Genomic DNA, 23,760 nt, shown 5'->3' on the forward strand with positions numbered 1-23,760 from the left:
GCCCGCCAAAAAGCGCCCGCTGCTACCCAAGACGCTACCCAAAAAAAGTCGGGTTGAAGTAGTGGCGACCGCTGCGAATGTCGAGCAGGTAGTCCACTAACTGCAGGTAATCACCGTCGCCTTCGGCCAGATCAATCATGCTGGCGTTGACGATAAGCAGAGGCGCGCCATCGTAGTACAGAAAAAATTCGCTGTACACTTCGTTTAACTGCTCCAGATAGCGTCCATCGATACCCCGCTCATGCCCTAGTCCCCGGCGTTCTATGCGCGAAAGCAACACATCGGTGGGGGCTTGAAGGTAGATCACGAGGTCTGGTCTCGGCGCGTCGATGGTCAGCTTCTGGTACACCTTTTCATAGAGTTCGAACTCATCGCTATCGAGATTGATGCGGGCGAAAAGCGGGTCTTTTTCTATGAGGAAGTCAGCTACGCGCACGGGGGAGAAGAGTTCGGACTGTCTGAGCTCCTGCATTTTCTGCGTGCGTTGGAATAAAAAAAACAGTTGCGTTGCGAGAGCCGCCTCGCTGCGATTTCGGTAGAAGCGCTCTAAGAACGGGTTTTTCTCAGCATCTTCCAGCAGGATTTCGTGATTGAATGTTTCTGCCAGACGCCGGGTGAGTGTGGTTTTTCCGACCCCTATGGGGCCCTCAACAGCGATATATGCAGGTGGCTTGCGACCTCGAAGCTCTAGTTCCGTCACGCGCTTATGGCCTCGGGCTGTCCTGGAGCCCAGTTTAGGGCGGTCAGAGAGAGCTCAGTATCAGGGCAGCTGTCGAGGTGTTGAGCTAGAGTTGAACCATCCGGAAACTGCCAGCTTTCACCCACGATGTCCGCAAGCGGACGCAGCACAAAGTTACGCTCCAGAAGCCCGGGGTGAGGTAGTGTCAGGCGCTCGGACTGCAATGCCGTTGTGCCATAAATCAATAGGTCCAAGTCCAATGTTCGTGCACCCCAGCGAAGTCCGCGCACTCTGCCAGCTTTTTCCTCGAGTAGTTGCATTTGATCGAGGAGTGCCAGGGGGTCGAGGGTTGTGTCCAGCGCTGCGACCGCGTTGAGGTAGTCAGGCTGATCCTGAGGTCCCATGGGAGCTGAGCGGTAGATCGAAGATCTGCCGACGACGTTTATCGCTGCCGCTTGTTCCAGGCCCAGCACAGCTTCTATCAGCGCCTCATGAGCATTCCCGAGGTTCGCCCCAAGGCCGATATAGCAACGTATCACGCCGGAGGCGCCGAGCGTCTGCGTCCGCCTCGGCGACGGCGGCGGGGTGGGCGGTGATCTTCTGGGGAGTCAACGATCTCGATGGGGCCGTGCTCTTCCTGAAGGCGAGTCCACGTTGCGCCGAGTCCTGAGCAGTCTTCGCCGGCTTGCTCCCGAAGCAGAAGAAAGTCGTAGGCGGCGCGGAAGCGGCGTTTGCTCATCAGCTCCAGCGCCCGCTTGCCTTCGGTACGGGGTAAGCGCAGCTGCATTTCCCAGATTTCGCGCATAGGCATGCTGAATCTTCGCGGAATAGCGATGCGTTGACAGGCTTGAGCGACGATTTCCTGGCCTGCGCTATGCATCGCAGGTACAGGTTTCTCCCCCTGCGCCTCTAATTGCGTGCGACGTTCACAGATGGCGGGCCAGAGCACGGCGGCGAGTATGAATGCAGGCGTCACCGGTTTGTCCTGACGAATACGTTGATCCGTGTTGCCCATGGCGGCATCGAGTAATCGATCGTAGAACGGGTCGCTGTCAGCCAGGCGCGCGCTATCAGGGAACAGGTGATCGAAGCAACGATACTCCCTGAGCAGTCGCAAAGTTGCCTGTGCATTACCCGTAAGAAAGAGCTTTCCGAACTCATCGAAGAGTCTGGCAGCGGGTATATCATCCAGCAGGCCGGCGAGCTCGGGGATCGGAGCTCCGCTGGCTTTTTCTACGCTAAAATCGAGCTTCGCGGCAAAGCGAAGGCAGCGCAGCATGCGCACCGGATCCTCGCGATAGCGCTTTGCAGGGTCGCCGATAACGCGCACTTGCCGCGCCTCAAGATCTTCAAGCCCCCCTACCTGATCAAATACCTCAAAGCTGCCACTGTCGTAGTACAGCGCATTCACCGTCAGGTCGCGCCGAACGGCATCCTCTTCGAGAGTACCAAAGACGTTGTCGCGAAGGAGGAGGCCGCGAGAAGAGCGCTTGGCTCCGGTGCTCGGTTGGTCGGCATCATCGTGATGCCCTCTAAAGGTGGTGACTTCGATGACTTCCCGGCCAAAGCGGACGTGCACAATGCGGAAGCGGCGCCCGATAATGCGGGAGTTGCCAAACAGGGCGTGAACTTCTTCCGGGGTTGCGTCTGTGGCGATATCAAAATCTTTTGGGTGTCCGCCCAGAAGAAGGTCGCGAACAGCACCGCCCACCAGGTACGCCTGATGATCACGGTCCCTGAGTCGTGCCATGACCTTTAGAGCACCCGGACTGATGTCTTTGCGTGAAACGCAATGCTGATCTCTGGGTATTACGTTCAAGCGGTGATGTCTTCTCTTCGAGTCGTAAATTGCCCGCGCTGCAGCTACCTGGATAGCGAACTCTTTTCAGCGTTACGAGCTTCTGTGAAAGGGCGCATGGTAGCACAGGCATCCGCGAAGTTCGGTTGTCCCGGATGCTCTCCTGTAGCTCGCACCGGGTGCCAAAGAGACGATCAAGGCGGGTGCCAGTGAGGCGCGAAGAAGAGTGACGGAAGTGCTTATAAAAGAGCGAAACTAAGTAGAAAATTGGCTGTCAGAACGAACGAGGGGGAAGTAAAAACTTCCCCCTTCCAGGTTCACTAAACCATTTATTATTATTGCGGTGCGCATTATTTTTATTGTTGTGTGCGTCAGTGAAAGCAGAGTTTGTGCCAGTAAATGTTTTTTTATAAATAACAATAGCTTAGGTTATTTATCAGTTTAAGGCGAAGCCTATTTGGGAGTGATTTGTTACCTATGTCTACTGTTACTGCGAGTAGCACTGATGAGGGTAACGATTAGCTCGCCACTTTCCGCGGTCTATTGCTCGCAGACTTCTTGCGCGGGATCTCAAAACGCTGACGGCGTTCCCAAAGACACTTTCGACTGATGCCCAGTTTTTGCGCGAGCTCTGTCTCACTCATAGAGTCCTGATGCTCTATTACAAAGCGTTGGAAATAGTCTTCCAAAGAGAGGTCTTCTACCGGGTCACTGCTCCGTGTAGGTCGCACTGCCGACCCGCTGCTCACCCTGTCGCCCCGGAGACGATTGATATTGACCAGTTCCAGATCAATACCAAGAGCATCATTGTCTATTTCCGAGTCATCCGTGAGGATTACGGCACGTTCAATGGCGTGCTCCATTTCGCGAACGTTACCCGGCCATTGGTAAGTGGTGATGGCCTGAATAGCCTTGGGTGACAAGGTCATTGTTGTGCGGCCGGCGCGCAGCGCTTGTTTCTCGAGGAGTCGCTCGGCGAGGAACAGGATGTCTTTGCCCCGTTCTCGCAAGGGCGGAAGCTTCAGTCGAAGCACATTGATACGATAAAAGAGGTCCTGGCGGAAGCTGCCCTCTGAGGCCAGGGTCTGAAGATCCCGGTGCGTGGCGCAGATTAAGCGCACATTCACTTTGCGCGAGTGCACGGACCCGATGCGGCGTATTTCTCCTTCCTGAATAAAGCGCAATAGACGCGCTTGAGCTTCCATGGGGAGTTCGCCGATTTCATCGAGAAACAGTGTGCCCCCATCTGCGGCTTCGATAAGTCCCATGCGATTGGTGTTTGCCCCCGTGAACGCACCTTTCTCATAACCGAAGAGCTCGGATTCAATAAGGGTCTCGGGGATAGCTGCACAGTTGACCGAAATCAGTGTCTGCTCTGCTCTTTTACTCTGCGCGTGGATTTCCCGTGCGACGAGCTCTTTGCCCGTACCCGTTTCACCCAGGACAAGTACTGTTGAATCGGTTGGCGCAAACTTTTCGACGTGCTCAGACAGCGATTGCATGGCGTCGCATTCGCCGATGATCATGGCGACCGCAGTGTCGCCGTTACGCGGACTTGCAGAAGAGTCTCCCTTTTCTGACTTCAGTCCCTTCTTGGCTTTAGATGACTTTGGCGTTTTGCGCTGGGCATGTTTGTCGATGACACGTTGCACAGACTGCAGCATGTCGGCGTGATCGAAGGGCTTTGCGATGTAGTCCACGGCACCCATGCGCATAGAATCTACGGCAGAGCGCAGGCTGGCATAGCTCGTCATGATCAATACAGGAGTGTCGCCCGCCAGGGCAATCAGGTCCGTACCAGGCGATCCGGGAAGCCGGAGGTCGCTGATGATGAGGTCGTAGTCGCCCAAAACATAATTGTTTTGAGCCTCGGCTACGGAGCCCGCTTCATCTAAGGTGTAGTCGTGTCTCTCCAGCAGCCGGCGAAGTGCTGCACGGATGACCGACTCGTCCTCGACGATCAGTATCTTATGCATCGAATGGGGATCCTTCATTTTACTGCCGGATATTCTAGCATCCTCTTTTGATCTGTCTTGGATCGGGCTAGTCCATCACTCGAAACTCCGCGCGTATTCCGCAGCAAAGAGTACAACGCGGGCGCGCACGCCTCGTCCGGGAGTCTTTGGTGAGGGGCTTAGCAGGCTAACGCTGCCGCCCATGTCTTCCAGCATGCGTCGCACGAGTGCCAGCCCCAGGCCGGTGCCTTCACCCACATCTTTGGTCGTGAAAAAAGGCTCGAACACCTGTGAAATAACTTCTGCCGATATTGCGGGGCCCGGATTATCGATAGTGATAGTTGTTGTCTCCCCATCTTGCTGTGCGTCAATAATGACGGGCCCCTCCGTTGCCGCGGCGCTGCGGGCGTTATCCAACAGATTCAGAAAGACTTGGAGTAGTAACTGACTGTCGCCGCGAACCAGCAACTCCCGGTCACTGTCATTGCGAAAATTGCCCCGTGGCACGTCCAGGTCAAGACTGAGCAGATGTATCGCCTCGTCAATACAGTCGGCTAAATTGCAGGGCACTGCATCGGCTTCTCGGGCACTACTGCCCGGATGCGATAGCTGCATCAGCGAGCTCACTGTCCGGGATATCCTGTCGGTTTGCTTGAGGATTTCGGAGGTCCCCTGCTCCAGCTCTCCGGCATCCGCATTGTCAGCCAGATTTTGTGCGATACAGGCGATGCCGGTGACGGGGTTGCCGATTTCATGGGCCACGCCGGCTGCGAGTCTTCCGACGGACGCCAAACGCTCATTGTGCAAAAGCTCGTCCTGGAGACGCTGGTAGTCGCTAATGTCCTCTACCAGGATCTGGCGTTTTCTCCCCGGAAGCTGCAGGGCACTGCTGTGCAAGATAACCCAGCGCTCGCCGCCGTTATCGTCGTAGCCTAGCGACTGCTTGATTACCGTTCCTTTGGGGTCAAGCAGGGCTTCGTTGAGAGCCTCGGGCCAGGGGCTGGGCAGATTGGCGATACTTTCTGCTATGGCATCGTCCGCAGATATTCCACTGAGATTGGACATCTGTCGGTTCCAGCGTTGTACCCGGTTATCGCCACCCACAACGCAAAGACCTGTGGGCAGTTCTTCAAAGGTTTGATGATATTCCCTGCGCTGGCGATAGAGGAGCACCAGCGTGAGCAGTAGCGCCAGAGAGGGCATGGCGAGATAAAAAAGAGTCATAGTGTGTTCAGGCTGATGTAATCAGGGGAGACGCTGGAGTCGCTCACTTCGGGTTTGAGGTTGCGGCTCATGCTACGGATTCCCTGTCTAGGGGTAAACAAGCGCCGACTCCCGTGCGCTGTTCACTCCTTGAGGATTCCAGCGTGCTGTTGCCAAGGCGATGAGTTCGCTTGCCGATCCTGCCGGCAAATCTGCGCTGTCTTGTCCAAGCATACCCAGGGCTAGGCGCAAATTATCCAGGGCAAATTCATCTTCGATTCCACGGGCGCCGGATTGCTTGCTGAGTTTGGTTCCCGAGGAGTCGCGGACGAGGGGCAGGTGCGCATAGGCCGGCAATGAGGTGCCAAGCTCGCTGAGCAGTTCAAGCTGCGCAAAAGTTTGGGAGAGAAGGTCTGCCCCCCGAACAACGTGGGTGATGTTTTGCCAGGCATCATCGACCACCACAGCAAGGGCGTAGGCGTAGAGCCCGTCTTTACGTTTGAGTACCAGGTCACTCGCGGTCTCCGGGGGTGGCTGAGCGCCAAGGAACCCATCTTCGAAGCCGAGGTCTCCGCGTAGCTGGACTCTCAGGGTGGTAGCATCCTGCGGGCCGGGTTGGCAGCGCCCGAGACAGCTTCCGCCTGGCCCGAGGGTGGCGCGGGTACAGCAACAAGAGAACACCCTGCCGGAAGCGCTTAGGCGGGTGAGCGCTTCCCGGTACGCTTCCAGGCGAGAGGATTGATAGAGCACGGCTTCATCCCAGATCAGGCCATGGGCTTCAAGACTGCGAAGAATACTGTCTGCGGACCCGGGTTCTTCTCTGGGGGGGTCTATGTCTTCAACGCGCACAAGCCATGCGCCAGATGCCGAGCGGGCATCCAAATAACTGGCAACCGCAGCCAAGAGCGAGCCCATATGCAAAGGGCCCGTGGGAGAGGGGGCAAAGCGCCCCCGGTAAACAGCCTCGAGCGCCATTAACCGGGGCCGTGTCGTGGGCTTAGCCCAGTTCCTGCCGTTCCTTGATTTCGTCGAGAGTCTTGCAATCGATGCACAGCGACGCCGTGGGGCGTGCTTCCAGACGTTTAATACCGACCTCTACGCCACAGGCGTCACAAAAGCCGTAGTCGTCTTGCTCGATACGCTCGATGGTGGAATCAATTTTCTTGATGAGCTTGCGCTCACGGTCGCGGGTGCGCAGTTCGAGGCTGAACTCCTCTTCCTGCGTTGCACGGTCGGCTGGATCCGGAAAGTTGGCAGCCTCGTCTTTCATGTGCGTGACCGTTCGGTCCACTTCTTCCATGAGCTCGGCCTTCCAGCGCATGAGGATGAGCTTAAAGTGCTCACGCTGCGGTTCGTTCATGTACTCCTCGCCGCGCTTAGGCTTGTACGGCTCGAAGTTACGAAACTCGACGCTGCTGCTCGGCTTTCTCTTTGCGCTCGCGCGGGTCTTCTTTGCTGGCGCTGCCTTAGCCTTAGTCGCGGCCTTTGTCTTGGGCGCGGCTTTGCTTGCGGCTTTTTTCTTAGGTGCTGCTTTAGGTGCTGCTTTTGTCGGCATAGTGGTGTTCCAACTATCTTACTCTGACTGCCTGACGGGTTCTTCCCGCTGGGCGCATTTCGAAGCGCGCAGAAACTACCAGAATTGCGCCCTACACACCAGCTAAAATCGCTCTTGACGAATCATTAATCGCCGACCGGATGTTTTTGATGGTGGAGGGCTCAGTCCAGATAAATCTGGTCGGCGGCGATGGTAAACGCCACGGGCGTCAGCGCTTCTCCCTGACAGGGCCCCGCCACGCACTCGCCCGTCTGCGTCAGAAACTCCGCGCCATGGCGCTGACAGCGTAGGAGGTCGCCACTCTCGTCACTCAAAGAGCCGCCAAGAGGATCCAGGGTCTCATGGGCGTGAGGGCAGTTGTTTTCGAACAGGAAGAACTCGCCGCGCCGTTTGGCCAGTACCAGAGGTCGCCCTTCGAGCGTTACACTGCGGCTGCTGTTATCGGGCATTGTCAGGTGGGGGGAGTTCGCTTCGGAGTCGTTCATGGTCTTAAGTTTTATCAATACAGGTTGCCGCGGCGAAGTAAGCCATTGCTTAGCGGATGAACGCAAGCATTTACTGCGGAGACTCCCGTGACCTTCTCTGCCTTTCAGCGACGGCTTCTGGGGCTGGACGAAGGTGCTCTCACGGAGCAGGGGGGCCATAATTTGCAGCCCCCCGTCTGGTCAGCTTTGAGCCGTCTGAGGGATGCCGCAAGCCGTCACGGATTTCAGTTAGAGATTGCCAGCGCCTATCGCTCCTACCAACGTCAGCTTGCGATCTGGAACGGTAAGTTGAGCGGCGAGCGCGCGGTTGTTGACGATAATGATCTGAACGTGGATGTGGCGAGGCTCAGTATTGAGGAGTGTATTAATTGCGTATTGCGATTTTCGGCCATGCCCGGTGCCAGTAGACATCACTGGGGTACTGATTTAGACGTTTTTGATACTGCAGCGGTGCAAGGTGGCTACCGGGTTCAGCTCAGTGCCGCCGAGGTAGGTCCTGGAGGACCTTTCGCCGCCATGCATGACTGGCTCGATGAGCGCATTGCCGAGGGGAAAAGCTTCGGTTTTTACAGGCCTTACGACAAAGACCGCGGCGGAGTGGCCGCAGAACGCTGGCACCTGAGCTATGCACCGCTGGCCATGGAGTATCAGAATTGCTGCACTGCCGATCTTTTGAGGTCGCTCTGGGCGGATGTTGAGCTTGGGCAGATCGAAGCCCGGGAAGTATTGGACTCGCAAGCGGAGATGATTTTCGAACGGTTTGTAGCGCGGGTGGCGACACCACCGGATTCGGCGCTTAACTACCTGCCCCCGGCCTAAAGGCCAGAGGGAGGTATCAGGACTATAAAAGGCTTACTTTCGAGCCTGTTCGTGCAGGTCTTCAAAGTGGTTCCAGTAGTCTTTCTCGGCTGCCGCGATCACAGCGAGCGCTTCTTCACGACCATAGACGTGATCCACTTTGATGTCGATTTCCTTCCCGGGTATCAATTTGTAGGTTGAGAAGTAATGCTGGAGACGTTCGATCTTGATCTGCGGGAGGTCGGAAATATCCTGCACGTCGCCCCAGATATTGTCGCCGTCAAGAATCGCAATGATTTTGTCGTCGGCTTCTCCGTCGTCGATCATTTGTATGCCGCCGACAACGCGCGCGTTCAGTACGATGTCGGAACGGTTGATGTGACGCTCGGAGTACACGCAGATATCCAGAGGGTCACCGTCAGCAACCTCGACGCCCGGGCAGCGCTTGGCGACTTCTTCTGCACAATAGGTACGGGGAATAAAGCCATACAAAGCAGGGGGGCTGGAAGTTGTCCGCTGAGGTCGGTCGACCATCAAAAAGCCCGACGCTTTGTCCAGTTCGTACTTCACCACATCGGTAGGCAGCATTTCGATGTAAACCTGTACGACACCGTCGTCAGCGCCATCCATTTGCGTGTGTAGGCCGTGCCATGGGTGTCGGCGCCAGCGATTGAACTTCTCGTTGCGATACATGATGTCTCCTTCAATGTTAGGCGGCCGTGCTCAGGCGTTTGACCATGATGCATGGATGCCGCAATCAATCTGGGGGTTTAAGACTGGAGCAAAAATCCGGCGCGATTGTACCTGCTAGCGCTGGGAAAATCTGTGGGACTTTGGTAGTGGCTTGATCTTGAGGTCTGGCTACGTGCTCAAGCTACCCGAAAACGTTTGCGCAGCTTGCGTGGTACGAGTTCATTCTTGAGGCGCACGTACTGCGGCATGCCCTTGCGATAGTCGGGGTAGGCTTCCCCTTGAATCAGGGGTTGCAGGTACTCCCGCGCCGCGTCGGTGATGCCAAAACCATCCCGGCTGATAAAGCTGCGGGGCATTTTCTTTTCTACGTTGGCTACTTGATCTAAAGGAGCCTCGCCAATGCGCCAGCTGTAGCGCTTACCTTTGCCGCGAATGATGCTCGGCATAACAGCGCTTTTACCCGCCACGGCCATCTCTACCGCGGCTTCACCCACAGCGTAGGCCTGATCCAGATCGGTTTGCGACGCAATATGGCGTGCCGCGCGCTGCAGATAGTCGGCCACCGCCCAGTGGTATTTATAGCCCAGCTCTGTCTTCACCATGCCCGCTAGCGCTGGCGCCAGACCACCTAATTGGGCATGTCCGAATGCGTCTCGGGTCCCCATGTCGCTGAGAAAGCGACCGTCCGCGGTTTGTGCGCCCTCGGAGGCCACCACAACGCAGTAGCCAAAGCGCTTTACGGATCGTTGAACGCGCGCGAGAAACTTCTTTTTATCGAAGGCGACCTCTGGGAAGAGAATCACATGTGGTGCGTCACCTTCTTCTTCGGCTGCAAGACCGGAAGCCGCGGCAATCCATCCTGCGTGTCGCCCCATAACTTCGAGAATAAATACTTTGGTGGAGCTTGCGCACATGGAGGCAACGTCTAGCGCGGCCTCCCGCGTGGAAATCGCCACGTATTTGGCGACGGATCCAAAGCCCGGGCTGTTGTCCGTGTGCGGCAAGTCATTGTCAATCGTCTTGGGGACGTGGATAGCCTGCAAGGGATAGCCCAGGGATTGGCTGAGTTGCGACACTTTCAGGCAGGTGTCAGCGGAATCACCACCGCCGTTATAAAAGAAATAACGGATATTGTGTGCCTGAAATACCTCCATCAGGCGCTCATATTCTGCGCGATTACTTTCCAGAGACTTGAGTTTATGGCGACAGGAGCCAAATGCCCCGGAGGGTGTCTGCATAAGACCGCGAATCGCCGCTTTGCTTTCTCTGCTGGTGTCAATCAGCTCTTCCTGCAGCGCGCCGATAATACCGTTGCGACCTGCGAATACCTTTCCTATGACGTCGCGGTGTTGCCGCGCGGTCTCGATGACACCGCAGGCGGAGGCATTGATAACTGATGTAACGCCCCCTGACTGGGCGTAGAAGGCGTTGGCTTTGCGGCTCAAGCTGGAGATCCCCATGGCGCGTTAATGAAAGATTGGCATCATACGGGATACGCGCTGCGCTGTGCACCGCAGAGCCCGGCGATAGTGTGACCGCGTGCTAGAATCGCGCTCTTTTTTTTGCGAGGACAGGCTGTGCATCAGCGTCTGCACATTCTTGGGATATGCGGCACTTTTATGGGTGGCCTGGCATTGATTGCCCGGGAGCTCGGCTGGGAAGTGAGTGGCTGCGATGCCAACGTGTATCCGCCTATGAGCGATCAGCTCGCGGCAGCAGGCATTGCCTTGCATGAGGGTTTTGATCCTGAGCATCTTCCTGAGGATGCACTGATTGTTGTGGGTAATGCCTTATCCCGTGGTAATCCCGCTGTGGAGGCCGTGCTGTCTCGCGGGCTGCCTTATCAATCAGGTCCTCAATGGCTGGCAGAAGCGGTATTGGCAGACCGTTGGGTGCTGGCGATCTCGGGGACCCATGGCAAGACTACTGCGAGCAGTATGCTGGCCTGGCTCTTGGAAGACGCCGGCTTGTCGCCGGGCTTTTTGATCGGGGGAGTTCCCCTTAACTTTGGGGTATCTGCTCGTTTGGGGGGCGGGAGTTTCTTTGTGATCGAAGCCGACGAGTACGATACGGCCTTCTTTGATAAGCGCGCCAAGTTTGTACATTACCGGCCCCGCACCTTGGTAGTGAACAATCTGGAGTTTGACCACGCGGATATTTATCCGGATCTCGCTGCGATTCAGCGTCAGTTTCATCATCTCATCCGCTGTGTGCCCGGCAATGGTCGTCTCTTTACGCCGGTTGGAGTGCCAGCGGTGGAGCAAATGCTGGAGCTGGGGTGCTGGACACCGCGGGAGACTTTGTCAGCGGATAGTGGCGATGCTGATTGGCAAGCAACCCTTGCGGATGTGGGCGGAACTTCCTGGCAGCTTAAAGCGCCCGGTGGCGAGAGTCTGACCGTGAACTGGGGGCAGCGGGGTGCGCACAATGTTGCAAATGCTCTGGGAGCTTGCGGCGCCGCGCGCCATGTGGGCGTAACGCCAGCGCATTCGGCAGATGCCCTGACGCGTTTTTTGGGTGTGAGACGGCGTCTTGAGCTTCGAGGTGAGGTCGCTGGCGTTCGGGTTTACGACGACTTCGCGCATCATCCCACGGCTATCGCCAGCACGCTTGGGGCCATGCGCGGCGCTACGGGACGCGGGCGAGTATTGGCCGTTATCGAACCGCGATCCAATACCATGCGTATGGGAGAGCATCGATCCGCTCTGGCGCCGTCGACGGCGGATGCCGATGCCGTATTCTGGTACCAACCTAAAGCGCTGGGCTGGTCCCTCGACGATGTCCTCGACGCAAGTACGGTACCCGCGACGATTAGTGAGGATATCGATGAGCTTATTGCAGCTGTCGTTGACGAGGCCGTCGCCGGAGATGATGTTGTAGTAATGAGTAATGGTGCCTTTGGTGGCATTCACGAGCGTCTGCTGTCGGCACTGGCGCTCGTTCAGCAGTAAACAGTCGTAATAGCAGCAGTAAGAACCGAAGGAGTACGGGTATGTTGGCCTTTTATGAGCAGTTAGTGCTGCGGCGACCGCTTGCCGTACTCGGCTTGCTCCTGGTGTTGCTGCTGCTGGCCTTGCTGCAGTTTCCCAAAATTCGCATAGATGCGTCGGCCGATTCTCTGTTGCTGCAGGGAGATCCCGCACTCGAGTACTTCCGAGAGGTAGGGCAGCGTTACAGCAGCGAAGACTTTATCGTCATTACCTGGCGACCCAATGCTCCGTTGTTATCCGATCAATCCCTGCAGCCGCTGTCCTCTATGGCGGATGAGCTTCGCGCGCTGCCCGGCGTGTCGTCTGTGGTTACCATAATGGACGTGCCGTTACTGCAGAGCCCCCCCGTGGGCTTGGGGCAGGTGACCTCGGGCGATCCCCTGCCATCCTTGCAGGACCCGAATATTGACCGCGAGCAGGCGCTTCGCGAGTTCACTCAAAGCCCGCTTTACAGCGACCTGCTAGTCGGCGCTCAGGGCGATGTCACCGCGATTCAGGTCAATATTCAGCGCACGGATGGCGATAGTGCCTTGCTCCTTGAGCGTGAGGATCTGCGCAAGGCGCAGCGTTCTGGCGAGATCAGCGAAGAAGCCGCAGCGCGTCTGAAGGTGGTAGAGCAGGAGGTAAAGAAACGCAGCGCCGAACAATTGGGACAGCAAAGCGACATGGTCGCGGGCGTGCGCGCCGTGGTGGAGGGTTATCGCGAGCACGCGGGAATCTTTGTAGGCGGCGTGCCCATGATCGCCGCAGATATGGTGAGTTTTGTGCGCAGCGATCTGGTGTTGTTTGGCAGTGCAATACTGGGCGTTATGGTGCTGGTACTGGCGCTGATTTTTCGGCGCATAAAGTGGGTTGTGATCCCTCTGGCAAGCTGCTCGCTGGGCGTCGCCTATACCCTCGGAATACTGGGTTATCTGGATTGGCGCATGACGGTGATATCTTCCAACGTGGTCGCTGTCTTGCTCATCGTGGGACTGGCGATCGCCATTCATCTGGTCGTGCGTTACCGCGAGCTGCACCGGATTCAGCCTGATGCGCCACTGTACGAGCGAGTTCGCGACAGCATGCGCCTTATGGCTGTGCCCTGTGTTTACACGGGCGTGACCACAATGGTGGCGTTTGTCTCCCTTGTGGTTTCCGGTATACAACCGGTTATTGATTTTGGTTGGATGATGACGCTGGGTATCTCTGTCGCATTGCTGGTGTCTTTCTCGCTGGTGCCGGCACTGATGCTGCTTTGGCCTCAGGATCGCGAAAAGGCTAAACCCGAAGAAGGGGATCCCTTCACGCTGCGCTTTGCCCGCATTGCCGACCACCACGGATCCCTGGTGTTATGGGGCAGCGCGGCTTTAAGCGTGTTGGTGGTGCTGGGTGTTTTGCGCCTTCAGGTCGAGAATAGGTTTATTGATTATTTCAAAGAGACTACCGAGATCTATCAGGGCATGGAGCTTCTGGATGCCCGTCTCGGAGGCACGATTCCTCTGGACATCGTCATTGCCGCGCCCGATAGTTCCGCGCCGCTTCCGGGGCTCGAAAACGCGAGCAATGGGAATGCTGCGCCGGTGGACGATGATGACCCTTTCGCTGATGAGTTTGACGACCCCTTTGCGAGGGAGTCCACCTCGGACTCCCTCGACACAGATGCCTTCGCCGACGACGGTTTTGGCGATGATCCCTTTGCCGGAGATACCTTTGCGGCGGAGTCCGCAAGCGATGATCCTTTCGGCGATGATTTTGACAGTGGTTTTGGCAGTGACTTTTCCAGTGAAAACGTCGACCCCGGATTCTGGTTCAGTCTGGAGGGCATGCGTCTTATCGATCGGCTGCAAGGTATTGTCGATGCTTATGCTGAAACCGGGAAAGTACAGTCACTGTCGACTACCTTTGAGCTGTTTCGCCAGCTTCTGGGCGACGATATGGGAAGTGTCGAACTCGCATTGGCGCGCAATGCATTATCGGAAGATATTTCCCGCCAGCTTGTAGCGCCCTACTTTAATGCCGAGCGTGATGAGGCCAGGATCACGGTGAGGGTCAAGGAGACCAGTAAAGAATTACGGCGAGCGGCGTTCCTGCGTGATCTGGATATAGCGCTGCAGGAAGAGGGCGGCCTTGATGCGGGTCAGGCGCAATTCACGGGCATGCTGGTCATGTACAACAACGTTCTCCAGAGTCTTTTTGCATCGCAGATACTGACCTTGGGCGCGGTTTTTGCCGTCATTTTGCTTATGTTCTGGATTCTGTTTCGCTCCCTGTCGCTGGCCTTGATTGCTCTTGCGCCCAATCTGCTGGCGGCGGGTATGGTGCTGGGTATTATGGGGTTTGCGGGTATTCCCCTGGACATCATGACGATCACCATCGCCGCGATCGTAGTGGGTATCGGCGTGGACAACTGTATTCACTACGTGCATCGCTTCAAGCGGGAGTTTCCTGCGGATCGCAACTACCTGGCGGCTATGTATCGCTGTCATGGCAGTATAGGACGGGCCATGTACTACACGACACTGACGCTGGTCATTGGCTTTAGCACGTTAACCTTGTCTAACTTCAATCCCAGCTTATATTTTGGCGTACTCACGGTGATTGCCATGACCGCAGCGGTGGTGGGAGCCCTGCTCTTGCTACCGCGATTGATACTGTTGTTTAAACCGCTGGGTGCTGAGCAATGACCGAAGTTGCCTTGTTTCCGCTGTCAGCAGTGCTGGTGCCCTATGGACGCATGCCACTGCAGATATTCGAGCAGCGATATCTCGATTTGGTGAAATCGTCCATGCGCAGCGGTGACAGCTTTGGCATGGTGCGCATTGAGCGGGGCGTCGAAGTAGGTGCTGCTCGCCTGCCGGAACTTGCGAGCATCGGCACGCTGGCCTCGATTGTAGATTGGGATCAGCTGGAGAACGGCCTGCTGGGCGTCACTGTTCAGGGCGATCAGCGTTTTCGCCTGGGGGAGTTTTGGCGCGAAGATAACGGATTGATTCGCGCGGAGGTCGAGCTCTTGGCAGCACTGGAGCCGGTTGCGATGATCGATGCCTGGGAGCCCTTGCGAACGGTGCTTGAGGGCCTTGAGGCGCACCCTCATGTGCAGAGAATCGGTATGCCCACAGATCTTAAAGATGCCTGGCAGGTGGCGTACACCCTGGTGCAACTGCTGCCTTTGGAAGAAGAACTGAAGGTGGAGCTACTGTCTTTGTCAGCTATCGAAGAGCTCATGCGGGAGCTCGATTTGTTGCTCAATACGCTCAGTGGTGAGGGATAGTTCGAGTATCGGTCGTCCTGCGGCGTGATCTTTACGCCAGTAAACCTGGGGGCACTGGGGTAACAGGAAAACCTGAATTTTGGCCAAAGCGCTAGTCCGCTGACGACATACTGCTCGGGGACCAGCCGCCGAGCATTTGCCAGCGGTTTACGATGCCGCAAAACAATTCTGCGGTGCGCTCCGCGTCATACGCTGCGGAATGCGCCTGCTCGTTATCAAAGGGAATGCCCGCCTCAAAGCAGCTTTTCGCGAGAACCGTTTGTCCGTAGGCCAGTCCCGAGAGCGTCGCCGTATCAAAGTGTGAAAACGGGTGGAACGGATTGCGTTTGATTTCACAGCGCTCTACCGCCGCGTTTAAAAAGCCCGCATCAAAATGCGCATTATGGCCGACTAAAATCGCTCGGGTGCACTCCTGATCGCGTATCTCTCGCCTAACAATTTGGAACAGCTCAGCCAGCGCATCTTTTTCGGATTGCGCTTCGCGAAAGGGGTGCCAGGGGTCAATGCCGGTGAAGTCCAGAGCCGATTGCTCGATGTTAGCGCCCTCAAAGGGGGCTACATTAAAGCTATGGGTCTCGTGAACAGCAATGTGCCCTGCGTCATCCATGCGCACAATCGTTGCGGCCAGCTCCAAGACAGCATCGGTGGAGGCAGAAAACCCGCCAGTCTCCATGTCAACGATGACGGGGAGAAATCCACGGAAGCGCGATCGCATGGTCATTACCTACTGCGCTCCCGCATCAACTAGCTGCCAGCGCAGCGTCTCGCCGCCGCGCAGGGGCACCATCTGTGTATCGCCCAAAGGAATCGTTGCAGGTACCGTCCAGTCAACCTTACGTAGCTGCACGGTGTCGCTGTTGCGAGGTCGCTCATAAAAATCTGGTCCGCGCAGAGAGGCAAAGTCTTCCAGTCGGTCCAGCGCGTCTAATTCTTCAAACACTTCGGCGTAGAGTTCCAGCGATGCGTGGGCCGTATACACCCCGGCACAGCCGCAGGCGTTTTCTTTTGCATGCTGCTCGTGCGGGGCTGAGTCTGTGCCGATAAAAAAGCTTCGGTCTTCGCCCGCAGCCGCCTGGCGCAGTGCCTCCTGATGCTGCCGGCGCTTGAGAATAGGCAGGCAGTAATAGTGTGGTTTTATGCCGCCCACCAGCATGTCGTTGCGATTGAGAAGCAGGTGGTGCGCGGTGATAGTTGCCGCTACCTTGGGACCGGCGCTCTTTACGAACTCCACGGCGTCCGCTGTGGTGATGTGCTCCAGTACCACACGTAGATTGGGGAAGCGCTCTACGATGGGTCTCAGGTGCTCTTCGATAAATGCCGCTTCGCGATCAAAGATATCCACGTCTGCATCCGTGACTTCGCCGTGCACCAGTAGCGGCAAATCGACCTCTTCCATGGTCGCCAGTACGGGATAAAGAGCCTCCAGGGAGTTCACGCCGGCGTCGGAATTCGTTGTAGCTCCCGCGGGGTACAGCTTTACAGCGGCCAGCCAGTCTATTTCTGCGGCCTCACGTATGTCCTCGGCGCTGGTGCCGTCGGTCAGATACAGCGTCATCAAGGGCTCAAACTGCCGCGGAGCGTCCTGCATGCTGCGCAGGATACGCTGTCGGTACTCGGCAGCCAGGCGCGCGTTGGTGACCGGTGGTATCAGGTTGGGCATGACGATCACGCGTCCCATATACCTGGCCATGTCGGCTGCGGTATGCCTTAGGGCGGATTCATCGCGGAGGTGGCTATGCCAGTCGTCGGGACGAATAAGAGTCAGGGTGTTCAAAGGATAGAGCCGAGCTGTTGCGGGATGTTGATGCTACCGCAAAGGTGACGGCGACAACACCATAGGAGCGGCTTATCCGTGCATGGCGGCCTTTGCGGCGGTAAACTTGCGCTCTTTTTTGTTTCGGGGATCTCCATGTCAGATGTCAATAAAGTGGTTTTGGCCTATTCCGGAGGACTGGATACTTCGGTCATTGTGCGCTGGTTGCAGGACCACTACAGCTGCGAAGTGGTGACCTTTACTGCCGATATCGGACAGGGGGAAGAAGTAGAGCCCGCTCGCGCTAAAGCTGAGGCGCTGGGCGTTAAGGAGATTTATATTGAGGATCTTCGTGAAGAGTTTGTGCGCGACTACGTCTATCCCATGTTTCGCGCCAACACGATCTACGAAGGAGAGTACCTGCTGGGGACATCCATAGCGCGTCCCCTCATCGCCAAGCGACTGGTCGATATCGCCACCGAGACGGGCGCCGACGCGATCTCCCACGGCGCAACGGGTAAAGGCAACGACCAGGTGCGCTTTGAACTCGGCGCCTATGCCCTCAAGCCCGGGATTCAGGTGATTGCGCCGTGGCGGGAGTGGGATCTCAGCTCCCGGGAGTCGCTGGTGGCCTATTGTCGTGAGCGGGATATCCTCGTGGATTTTGCCGCAGCGGGTAAAAAGTCGCCGTATTCCATGGATGCGAACTTGCTGCACATTTCCTATGAGGGAGGGGTTCTCGAGGACCCCTGGGCAGAGGCCGAAGAATCCATGTGGCGCTGGAGCGTGAGCCCAGAGAATGCGCCGGATACGCCGACCTATGTCGAGCTTGAGTTTCGTGGCGGGGATATCGTCGCTATCGACGGCACAGAGATGTCTCCTGCGACCGTGCTGGCAGAATTAAATCGCATCGGCGGAGCCAATGGGGTCGGTCGTCTGGATATCGTCGAAAACCGCTACGTGGGCATGAAGTCCCGGGGCTGCTACGAGACGCCGGGCGGTACGATAATGCTCAAAGCTCACCGTGCCATTGAGTCTCTCACCCTCGATCGCGAGGTGGCACATCTGAAGGATGAGTTAATGCCGCGCTACGCGAATCTCATTTATAACGGATACTGGTGGTCGCCAGAGCGTCAAATGCTGCAAGCGGCGATTGACCAGTCGCAGTCAGTGGTAAATGGCGCCGTTCGTTTGAAGCTGTATAAAGGTAGCGTATCGGCGGTGGGGCGTAGCTCCGACGATAGTTTGTTCGACGAAAGTATTGCGACCTTTGAGGATGATGCCGGTGCTTACGATCAGGCTGACGCCGAAGGTTTCATCAAACTCAATGCGCTGCGTTTGCGAATCGCCGCGGGACGGGGTCGAAGCGCACGCTAGCTTACGACAATAGCCAATGATGGTTATTGGCTCGATTACAAATCACAGGCAGTAGTTTATGAGCGATATTCTTGATGTAGTGATTATTGGCGCGGGGCTCTCGGGCGTCGGTGCTGCCTGTCATCTCAAACGCAATTGTCCGAAACGCAAAGTCGCGATTCTCGAGGCCCGAGAACGCAGCGGAGGCACCTGGGATTTGTTTCGTTACCCGGGTATTCGCTCTGATAGCGATATGCATACCCTGGGCTATAGCTTTAAGCCCTGGGAGGCTTCTAAAGCTATAGCTGATGGCCCCTCTATTCTCAGCTATGTGCGCGAGACTGCGCAGGAGTATGGCGTGGAATCCTTGATTCGCTATCAGCAAAAGGTTAGTCAGGCGAACTGGGACAGTCATGAGCAGTGCTGGGAGTTGACCATCGAAGATGGCGCGAATGACACGCAAACAAGTTTAAAGACGCGGTTTTTGCACCTCTGCGCCGGGTACTACAATTATAGCCACGGGCATCAGCCAGACTTCCCCGGTCGTGAGGACTTTCAGGGCGAGTTTGTGCATCCGCAGTTTTGGCCCGAAGACCTTGATTACGTGAATAAGCGCGTTCTAATCATTGGTTCGGGTGCCACGGCTATGACTCTGGTGCCCTCTATGGCCGAAAAGGCGGCAGAAGTGGTGATGCTCCAGCGCTCACCGACCTGGGTTGTTTCGCGACCCTCGACTGACCGGATAGCTAATTTCCTCCGCGCGGTGTTGCCGAAAGACTGGGCGTATAATCTCACGCGCTGGAAAAATACCCGCATGCAGCACTGGCTGTACAAAAAGACGCGTAACAAGCCCGAGAAGGTGCGCCAGATGCTGCTGGACCAAACGCGCAAGGAATTGGGCGATGCCGGCAATATGGCGGACTTCACCCCCCAGTATGATCCCTGGGACCAGCGTCTCTGTTTGGTACCCGACAGCGATTTGTTTGGCGCTATTCACAGCGGCAAGGCCCGCGTCGTCACGAGTCAGATCGATACACTCACTCCTGAGGGTGTGCGCCTCGTTGATGGATCTGAGATTGCTGCGGACATCATTGTCTCCGCCACGGGATTGGAGCTGGAACTCATGGGGGGTATTGATCTGCAGGTTGATGGCGAAGCTTTTGACATAGCGTCCAGCTGGTCCTACCGCGGGATGATGTGCACCGGTTTGCCCAATATGGTGTCGGTGTTTGGCTACATTAATGCGTCCTGGACGCTCCGTGCAGATATTGTGTCCCAGTGGATGTGTCGTCTGCTCGCGCATATGGAGAGCACGGGAGAAACCGTAGTGACCGCTGCTGTAGAGGAAGACCTTCCGCCCATGGAGCCACGCCCCTGGATTGACAACTTTTCTGCCGGGTACATGCAGCGCGTGATGCATTTGTTTCCAAAACAGGGTGATCGTACTCCCTGGGTGAACTCGCAAAACTATTTGCGGGAGAAACGCGAGTTTGAGGAGATGAGCTTCACTGAAGCTGCACTGCGTTATGAGTCTCCACGTAATGCGGAGCGTGACGCGCAGCAGGCCGCCTAAGTTAGGGTTCGGGTGCGGCCAGCGATGGGGTCGCAAAACGACGCGGGGGAGTGCGAAGCACGGCAATCGATAAAATCGAACGGCTAGAGCGATAAATATCGTTTTATCGATCATTGAATCTTCGTTAAGATGCACCCCCCGCATGAGATGAAGCGGCAGATATTCAAAGGTATCGCTGTAACAGCGATATCAATTTCCGATCGATTAAGGAGAGCTTAGACGTGACTACACAGGTACCAGAGGCAACTTTTAAAACACGCGTACGGGACGAGTCCGTAGGTGGCGATAACCCTTTCCGTTGGGAAGAGAAGACAACAGCCGACATTTTTGGCGGCAAGAAAGTTGTCGTTTTTTCACTTCCAGGTGCTTTTACACCGACCTGTTCTTCCAACCACCTGCCACGCTATGAAGAACTTTATGAAGAGTTCAAGGCACAGGGCGTTGACGAGATCATCTGTGTTTCAGTGAACGACGCTTTCGTTATGTTCAAGTGGGGCCAGGAGCAGGGCAACAAAAATGTCTTCTTGCTCCCTGACGGCAACGGCGAATTCACTCGCAAGATGGGCATGCTGGTAGACAAGTCGAACATCGGCTTTGGTATGCGCTCCTGGCGTTACTCCATGCTCGTCAATGACGGCACTATCGAGAAGCTGTTTTCTGAGGCGGGTTACTGCGATAACGGTGAGACTGATCCCTTTGAAGTCTCCGATGCTGACACCATGCTGGCCTACCTCAAGGGTACAGAGTCTGCGGGCGTTTCAGAGCCACGCAAAGCGTTTGTAGGCTAAGCACCGCCAAAATGGTAGGAAAGCCTTCGGGCTTTGGCTGGGCGCGCCTGGCCGAGGAAAAACCCGCTCCATTGTGAGCGGGTTTTTTTTGTCTGAATCATGGCATGCTAGCCATGCGTTTTTTTTCAGGAAGCCTCTTATGTCATGGCCTGATCCCGTTACTCTCGAGGGTGAATTCGCGAGTCTCGTTCCCCTGCAAAGGGAACATGCCGATGCCCTTGCCAGCGCCAGCAGTGACGGCGAAGTCTGGCGCGCCTGGTATACCAATGTGCCAGCGCCCGCGGAAATGGCGGCAGAGATAGAGCGTCGCCTTGGTGAGCAGCGTGCGTCGCGCATGCTGCCCTTCACCGTGCTTGATGCTGAGGGTGTCCCAGCGGGAATGACCACTTATATGAACATCGATGCGAGTTCTCCACGGGTTGAGATTGGCTCTACCTGGTACGCAAAGCGTGTTCAGCGCACGGCACTCAACACGCAGTGCAAGCGTCTCTTGCTCGAGCACGCCTTCGAATCTCTGGGCTGCATCTCGGTGGAGTTTCGCACCTCGTCCTTCAACCGCGGGAGTCGTCGCGCTATCGAGCGCATTGGCGCAAAGGCCGATGGAATTTTGCGCAACCACAGTCGCCATCGCAACGGCACGCTGCGGGATACTTGCGTGTACTCAATCCTTGATAGCGAATGGCTGGGCGTAAAGGTGCAGTTGGATTCAATGTTGGGGCGGGACTCTCCACCGAGATGAACTGAGCAATGAACGATCTGTTTTCGTCGGCAAGCAAAGAGCAGTTAGATCTTCCCGGGGGCGAGTTAATACTCTATCGGACCCCTGATCTGGGCGGAGATTACGCATCGCTTTTTGAGATTATTCGGCGCGAAGTGGACTGGCGGGAAGAGCCTATTCAGCTATTTGGCAAGCGGTACATGCAGCCCCGTCTTTTGGCTTGGTACGCTGATGAGGGAGTGAGCTATAAATACTCAGGGATTCGACACGATGGCTTGCCCTGGACTCCGCAACTGAATTCTCTTCGCAAACGCATAGAGGAGCTCAGCGACGCCAGATTCAACAGTGTGCTCGCCAACCTGTATCGCGATCACCGTGACAGCATGGGCCTGCATGCGGATGATGAGCCCGAGTTGGGTGAGCAGCCTGTCATTGCGTCTCTCAGTCTGGGGGAAGAACGAATCTTCAGGCTCAAGCATCGAAGCGACAAGTCCATCAAACCGCTGAGGCTACCGCTGCCGTCGGGTACCCTGCTGATTATGCGTGGTGACACCCAGCTAAATTGGCGACACGAGGTTCCAAAACAAACGAGAGCCTGTGGGCCGCGCATTAATCTAACGTTCCGCTACGTGCACTCCACAGCGTCGCGATAGAGTTTCCAGGGGCTGATTCCCTTGCATTGTCACCCGTCACTCAGGCGTCACCTTGTCGCGGTATACTTGGGATATGAACATTCCTGAACAATGCGCTGGTGAAACCACCGGCGGCAGTGAAATCACCCTTCCACGTATCACTCGGGCTTCCGTTCGCCCTGTGCAAACCCTCGACCTTCTGACACAGCGTGAAATGGCCAGCCTCGCGAACGCCGATGCAAAGCTCCATGAGCTGTTTCGCCGCTGTGCGCTGGCCATTCTTAACACCGATGGCTATGTGGATGATGCGAGGAAAGTCTATGAGGCCTATGCGGACTTTGATCTGAAGGTCATTCCCGAGCCTCGGGGTTTAAAGCTGGAGCTTTTTAATGCCCCCGGCGAGGCATTTGTCGATGGCAGAATGATCGAGGGGATACGCCACCACCTGTTTTCAGCGCTGCGCGATATTGTGTATACGGAGCACAAACTGGCAGAGCAGCAAACCTTTGATCTGAGCAATTCTGAGGGTATTACCGACGCGGTTTTTCGCATTCTGCGCAATGCGAACGTCGTGCGTAGCAATGTACAGCCCCGACTGGTCGTTTGCTGGGGCGGTCATTCAATCTCCCGTATAGAGTATGACTACTCCAAAACAGTAGGTTATTCCTTGGGTTTGCGCGGTTTTGATATATGCACCGGCTGTGGCCCCGGCGCGATGAAAGGGCCCATGAAGGGAGCGGCTATCGCCCACGCCAAGCAACTCAACAGTGATACCCGCTACGTCGGGCTGTCGGAGCCGGGCATTATCGCCGCTGAATCTCCCAATGCGATTGTCAATGAGCTGGTGATTCTTCCAGATATCGAAAAACGCTTGGAAGCTTTTGTGCGTGTCGCCCATGGGATTTTGGTGTTCCCCGGTGGTGCGGGGACGGCCGAAGAGATTATGTTCCTCTTGGGTATAAAAATGCATCCTGCGAACGCTCATCTTGAACTACCCTTGATCTTTACGGGGCCCACAGAGAGCGCTGCTTACTTTGAGCAGATCGATAGTTTTCTGCGGAAGTGCCTGGGCGATGAGGTAGCACAGCATTACAAGATTATTAATGGTGATGCGGCGGGAGTAGCGCGAGCCATGAAGAGTTCGATCAAAGCGCTGCGGCGCCAGCGTATCGAACAGAATGAGTCCTTCAGCTATGGCTGGACTCTGCATATACCCCAAGAGCTACAAATGCCTTTTGAGCCCACCCATGAAAACATGGCTGCGCTATCCTTGCATCGTGATCAACCGCAGCATGAGCTCGTTGCTGAGCTGCGCCGAGCTTTTTCCGGCATTGTCGCGGGTAATGTAAAAGACTTTGGCGTAAGAGCCGTTGAGGCTCACGGTCCGTACCAGTTAAACGGAGAGGGCGAAGTTATCGAGGGTCTGGCCGAACTGTTGGATGGATTTGTTAAAGACGGTCGGATGAAGATTGATCCTGCGAGCTACCGACCTTGTTTTGAAGTGGCCGGGCACGTCTAGTGAGTGCGTGGT

At 56.2% G+C, this 23,760-nt stretch carries 22 protein-coding genes; 10 read left to right on the forward strand and 12 right to left on the reverse strand.

Annotation, left to right across the window (positions count from 1 at the left end; translation table 11 throughout):
* Nucleotides 1-34 precede the first annotated feature (34 nt).
* From ACTG39_RS09285 to ACTG39_RS09320, 8 genes are all read right to left on the reverse strand, one after another.
* Nucleotides 35-700, reverse strand: a complete 666-nt coding sequence (locus ACTG39_RS09285) for a deoxynucleoside kinase (protein ID WP_439107266.1) — start codon at nucleotides 698-700, stop codon at nucleotides 35-37.
* Nucleotides 697-1,218 (reverse strand): 2-amino-4-hydroxy-6-hydroxymethyldihydropteridine diphosphokinase, encoded by a 522-nt coding sequence (folK, locus tag ACTG39_RS09290; protein ID WP_439107267.1) that lies wholly within the window; start codon nucleotides 1,216-1,218, stop codon nucleotides 697-699. Before folK ends, ACTG39_RS09285 begins: the two co-directional genes overlap by 4 nt.
* The gene (gene pcnB, locus ACTG39_RS09295) at nucleotides 1,215-2,498 is read right to left on the reverse strand and encodes a polynucleotide adenylyltransferase PcnB (RefSeq protein WP_439107268.1); all 1,284 of its coding nucleotides are present in this window, start codon (nucleotides 2,496-2,498) and stop codon (nucleotides 1,215-1,217) included. Before pcnB ends, folK begins: the two co-directional genes overlap by 4 nt.
* 497 nt (nucleotides 2,499-2,995) lie before the next feature.
* Nucleotides 2,996-4,453 (reverse strand): sigma-54-dependent transcriptional regulator, encoded by a 1,458-nt coding sequence (locus ACTG39_RS09300; protein WP_439107269.1) that lies wholly within the window; start codon nucleotides 4,451-4,453, stop codon nucleotides 2,996-2,998.
* 75 nt (nucleotides 4,454-4,528) lie between these two features.
* Nucleotides 4,529-5,656: a sensor histidine kinase gene (locus ACTG39_RS09305; protein ID WP_439107270.1), complete on the reverse strand. Its 1,128-nt coding sequence runs from the start codon at nucleotides 5,654-5,656 to the stop codon at nucleotides 4,529-4,531.
* A gap of 87 nt (nucleotides 5,657-5,743) precedes the next feature.
* Nucleotides 5,744-6,610, reverse strand: a complete 867-nt coding sequence (gene gluQRS / locus ACTG39_RS09310) for a tRNA glutamyl-Q(34) synthetase GluQRS (RefSeq protein ID WP_439107271.1) — start codon at nucleotides 6,608-6,610, stop codon at nucleotides 5,744-5,746.
* A 22-nt stretch (nucleotides 6,611-6,632) separates the two neighbouring features.
* Nucleotides 6,633-7,190, reverse strand: coding sequence for an RNA polymerase-binding protein DksA (dksA, locus tag ACTG39_RS09315; RefSeq protein ID WP_439107272.1), 558 nt, complete (start codon nucleotides 7,188-7,190; stop codon nucleotides 6,633-6,635).
* Nucleotides 7,191-7,351: 161 nt separating this feature from the next.
* The gene (locus tag ACTG39_RS09320; RefSeq protein WP_439107273.1) at nucleotides 7,352-7,675 is read right to left on the reverse strand and encodes a Rieske (2Fe-2S) protein; all 324 of its coding nucleotides are present in this window, start codon (nucleotides 7,673-7,675) and stop codon (nucleotides 7,352-7,354) included.
* 87 nt (nucleotides 7,676-7,762) lie between these two features.
* Here ACTG39_RS09320 and ACTG39_RS09325 point away from each other — a divergent pair, with 87 nt between their 5' ends.
* Nucleotides 7,763-8,494 (forward strand): M15 family metallopeptidase, encoded by a 732-nt coding sequence (locus ACTG39_RS09325; RefSeq protein ID WP_439107274.1) that lies wholly within the window; start codon nucleotides 7,763-7,765, stop codon nucleotides 8,492-8,494.
* A gap of 33 nt (nucleotides 8,495-8,527) precedes the next feature.
* On the opposite strand, the gene ACTG39_RS09330 is transcribed toward ACTG39_RS09325, so the two are convergent.
* A complete protein-coding gene (locus tag ACTG39_RS09330; RefSeq protein ID WP_439107275.1) occupies nucleotides 8,528-9,166 on the reverse strand; it encodes an inorganic pyrophosphatase in 639 nt (212 codons plus the stop codon).
* A 176-nt stretch (nucleotides 9,167-9,342) separates the two neighbouring features.
* Nucleotides 9,343-10,611 carry a 6-phosphofructokinase gene (locus ACTG39_RS09335; protein WP_439107276.1) on the reverse strand — a complete coding sequence of 423 codons (1,269 nt, stop codon included), beginning with the start codon at nucleotides 10,609-10,611 and terminating at the stop codon, nucleotides 9,343-9,345.
* 132 nt (nucleotides 10,612-10,743) lie between these two features.
* Here ACTG39_RS09335 and mpl point away from each other — a divergent pair, with 132 nt between their 5' ends.
* From mpl to ACTG39_RS09350, 3 genes are read left to right on the forward strand one after another with little or no spacing between them, the layout of a single operon-like run.
* Complete coding sequence (mpl, locus tag ACTG39_RS09340) at nucleotides 10,744-12,117, forward strand: UDP-N-acetylmuramate:L-alanyl-gamma-D-glutamyl-meso-diaminopimelate ligase (protein WP_439107277.1); 1,374 nt, start codon at nucleotides 10,744-10,746, stop codon at nucleotides 12,115-12,117.
* A 41-nt stretch (nucleotides 12,118-12,158) separates the two neighbouring features.
* Nucleotides 12,159-14,822 (forward strand): efflux RND transporter permease subunit, encoded by a 2,664-nt coding sequence (locus tag ACTG39_RS09345; protein ID WP_439107278.1) that lies wholly within the window; start codon nucleotides 12,159-12,161, stop codon nucleotides 14,820-14,822.
* A complete protein-coding gene (locus ACTG39_RS09350) occupies nucleotides 14,819-15,409 on the forward strand; it encodes an LON peptidase substrate-binding domain-containing protein (RefSeq protein WP_439107279.1) in 591 nt (196 codons plus the stop codon). Before ACTG39_RS09345 ends, ACTG39_RS09350 begins: the two co-directional genes overlap by 4 nt.
* 91 nt (nucleotides 15,410-15,500) lie before the next feature.
* Here ACTG39_RS09350 and rnt read toward each other — a convergent pair whose 3' ends face one another.
* On the reverse strand, nucleotides 15,501-16,130 hold the full coding sequence (rnt, locus tag ACTG39_RS09355) for a ribonuclease T (RefSeq protein WP_439107280.1): 630 nt from the start codon (nucleotides 16,128-16,130) through the stop codon (nucleotides 15,501-15,503).
* A 3-nt stretch (nucleotides 16,131-16,133) separates the two neighbouring features.
* The gene (gene pyrC / locus ACTG39_RS09360; protein WP_439107281.1) at nucleotides 16,134-17,183 is read right to left on the reverse strand and encodes a dihydroorotase; all 1,050 of its coding nucleotides are present in this window, start codon (nucleotides 17,181-17,183) and stop codon (nucleotides 16,134-16,136) included.
* A 135-nt stretch (nucleotides 17,184-17,318) separates the two neighbouring features.
* On the opposite strand from pyrC, the gene ACTG39_RS09365 reads away from it, so the two are divergent.
* The 6 genes from ACTG39_RS09365 (at nucleotide 17,319) to ppnN (ending at nucleotide 23,748) form a co-directional block, all read left to right on the forward strand.
* Nucleotides 17,319-18,539, forward strand: coding sequence for an argininosuccinate synthase (locus ACTG39_RS09365; protein ID WP_439107282.1), 1,221 nt, complete (start codon nucleotides 17,319-17,321; stop codon nucleotides 18,537-18,539).
* A gap of 58 nt (nucleotides 18,540-18,597) precedes the next feature.
* The gene (locus ACTG39_RS09370; protein ID WP_439107283.1) at nucleotides 18,598-20,091 is read left to right on the forward strand and encodes a flavin-containing monooxygenase; all 1,494 of its coding nucleotides are present in this window, start codon (nucleotides 18,598-18,600) and stop codon (nucleotides 20,089-20,091) included.
* 221 nt (nucleotides 20,092-20,312) lie between these two features.
* On the forward strand, nucleotides 20,313-20,879 hold the full coding sequence (locus tag ACTG39_RS09375) for a peroxiredoxin (RefSeq protein ID WP_439107284.1): 567 nt from the start codon (nucleotides 20,313-20,315) through the stop codon (nucleotides 20,877-20,879).
* Between the two features lie 139 nt (nucleotides 20,880-21,018).
* Nucleotides 21,019-21,618 (forward strand): GNAT family N-acetyltransferase, encoded by a 600-nt coding sequence (locus ACTG39_RS09380; RefSeq protein WP_439107285.1) that lies wholly within the window; start codon nucleotides 21,019-21,021, stop codon nucleotides 21,616-21,618.
* An 8-nt stretch (nucleotides 21,619-21,626) separates the two neighbouring features.
* A complete protein-coding gene (locus ACTG39_RS09385; protein ID WP_439107287.1) occupies nucleotides 21,627-22,250 on the forward strand; it encodes an alpha-ketoglutarate-dependent dioxygenase AlkB family protein in 624 nt (207 codons plus the stop codon).
* A 73-nt stretch (nucleotides 22,251-22,323) separates the two neighbouring features.
* Nucleotides 22,324-23,748 (forward strand): nucleotide 5'-monophosphate nucleosidase PpnN, encoded by a 1,425-nt coding sequence (gene ppnN, locus ACTG39_RS09390; RefSeq protein ID WP_439107288.1) that lies wholly within the window; start codon nucleotides 22,324-22,326, stop codon nucleotides 23,746-23,748.
* Nucleotides 23,749-23,760 lie beyond the last annotated feature (12 nt).

The sequence above is a fragment of the Congregibacter sp. genome (assembly GCF_965662665.1).
Taxonomy (GTDB): Bacteria; Pseudomonadota; Gammaproteobacteria; order Pseudomonadales; family Halieaceae; genus Congregibacter.

What these genes read in the sequence shown, in the direction of transcription:
- ACTG39_RS09300 (WP_439107269.1), bottom strand. Translation starts at nt 4,453, where the DNA reads ATGCATAAGATACTGATCGTCGAGGACGAGTCGGTCATCCGTGCAGCA.
- ACTG39_RS09305 (WP_439107270.1), bottom strand. Translation starts at nt 5,656, where the DNA reads ATGACTCTTTTTTATCTCGCCATGCCCTCTCTGGCGCTACTGCTCACG.
- gluQRS (WP_439107271.1), bottom strand. Translation starts at nt 6,610, where the DNA reads ATGGCGCTCGAGGCTGTTTACCGGGGGCGCTTTGCCCCCTCTCCCACG.
- dksA (WP_439107272.1), bottom strand. Translation starts at nt 7,190, where the DNA reads ATGCCGACAAAAGCAGCACCTAAAGCAGCACCTAAGAAAAAAGCCGCA.
- ACTG39_RS09320 (WP_439107273.1), bottom strand. Translation starts at nt 7,675, where the DNA reads ATGAACGACTCCGAAGCGAACTCCCCCCACCTGACAATGCCCGATAAC.
- ACTG39_RS09330 (WP_439107275.1), bottom strand. Translation starts at nt 9,166, where the DNA reads ATGTATCGCAACGAGAAGTTCAATCGCTGGCGCCGACACCCATGGCAC.
- ACTG39_RS09345 (WP_439107278.1), top strand. Translation starts at nt 12,159, where the DNA reads ATGTTGGCCTTTTATGAGCAGTTAGTGCTGCGGCGACCGCTTGCCGTA.
- ACTG39_RS09350 (WP_439107279.1), top strand. Translation starts at nt 14,819, where the DNA reads ATGACCGAAGTTGCCTTGTTTCCGCTGTCAGCAGTGCTGGTGCCCTAT.
- rnt (WP_439107280.1), bottom strand. Translation starts at nt 16,130, where the DNA reads ATGACCATGCGATCGCGCTTCCGTGGATTTCTCCCCGTCATCGTTGAC.
- ACTG39_RS09365 (WP_439107282.1), top strand. Translation starts at nt 17,319, where the DNA reads ATGTCAGATGTCAATAAAGTGGTTTTGGCCTATTCCGGAGGACTGGAT.
- ACTG39_RS09370 (WP_439107283.1), top strand. Translation starts at nt 18,598, where the DNA reads ATGAGCGATATTCTTGATGTAGTGATTATTGGCGCGGGGCTCTCGGGC.
- ACTG39_RS09380 (WP_439107285.1), top strand. Translation starts at nt 21,019, where the DNA reads ATGTCATGGCCTGATCCCGTTACTCTCGAGGGTGAATTCGCGAGTCTC.
- ACTG39_RS09385 (WP_439107287.1), top strand. Translation starts at nt 21,627, where the DNA reads ATGAACGATCTGTTTTCGTCGGCAAGCAAAGAGCAGTTAGATCTTCCC.
- ppnN (WP_439107288.1), top strand. Translation starts at nt 22,324, where the DNA reads ATGAACATTCCTGAACAATGCGCTGGTGAAACCACCGGCGGCAGTGAA.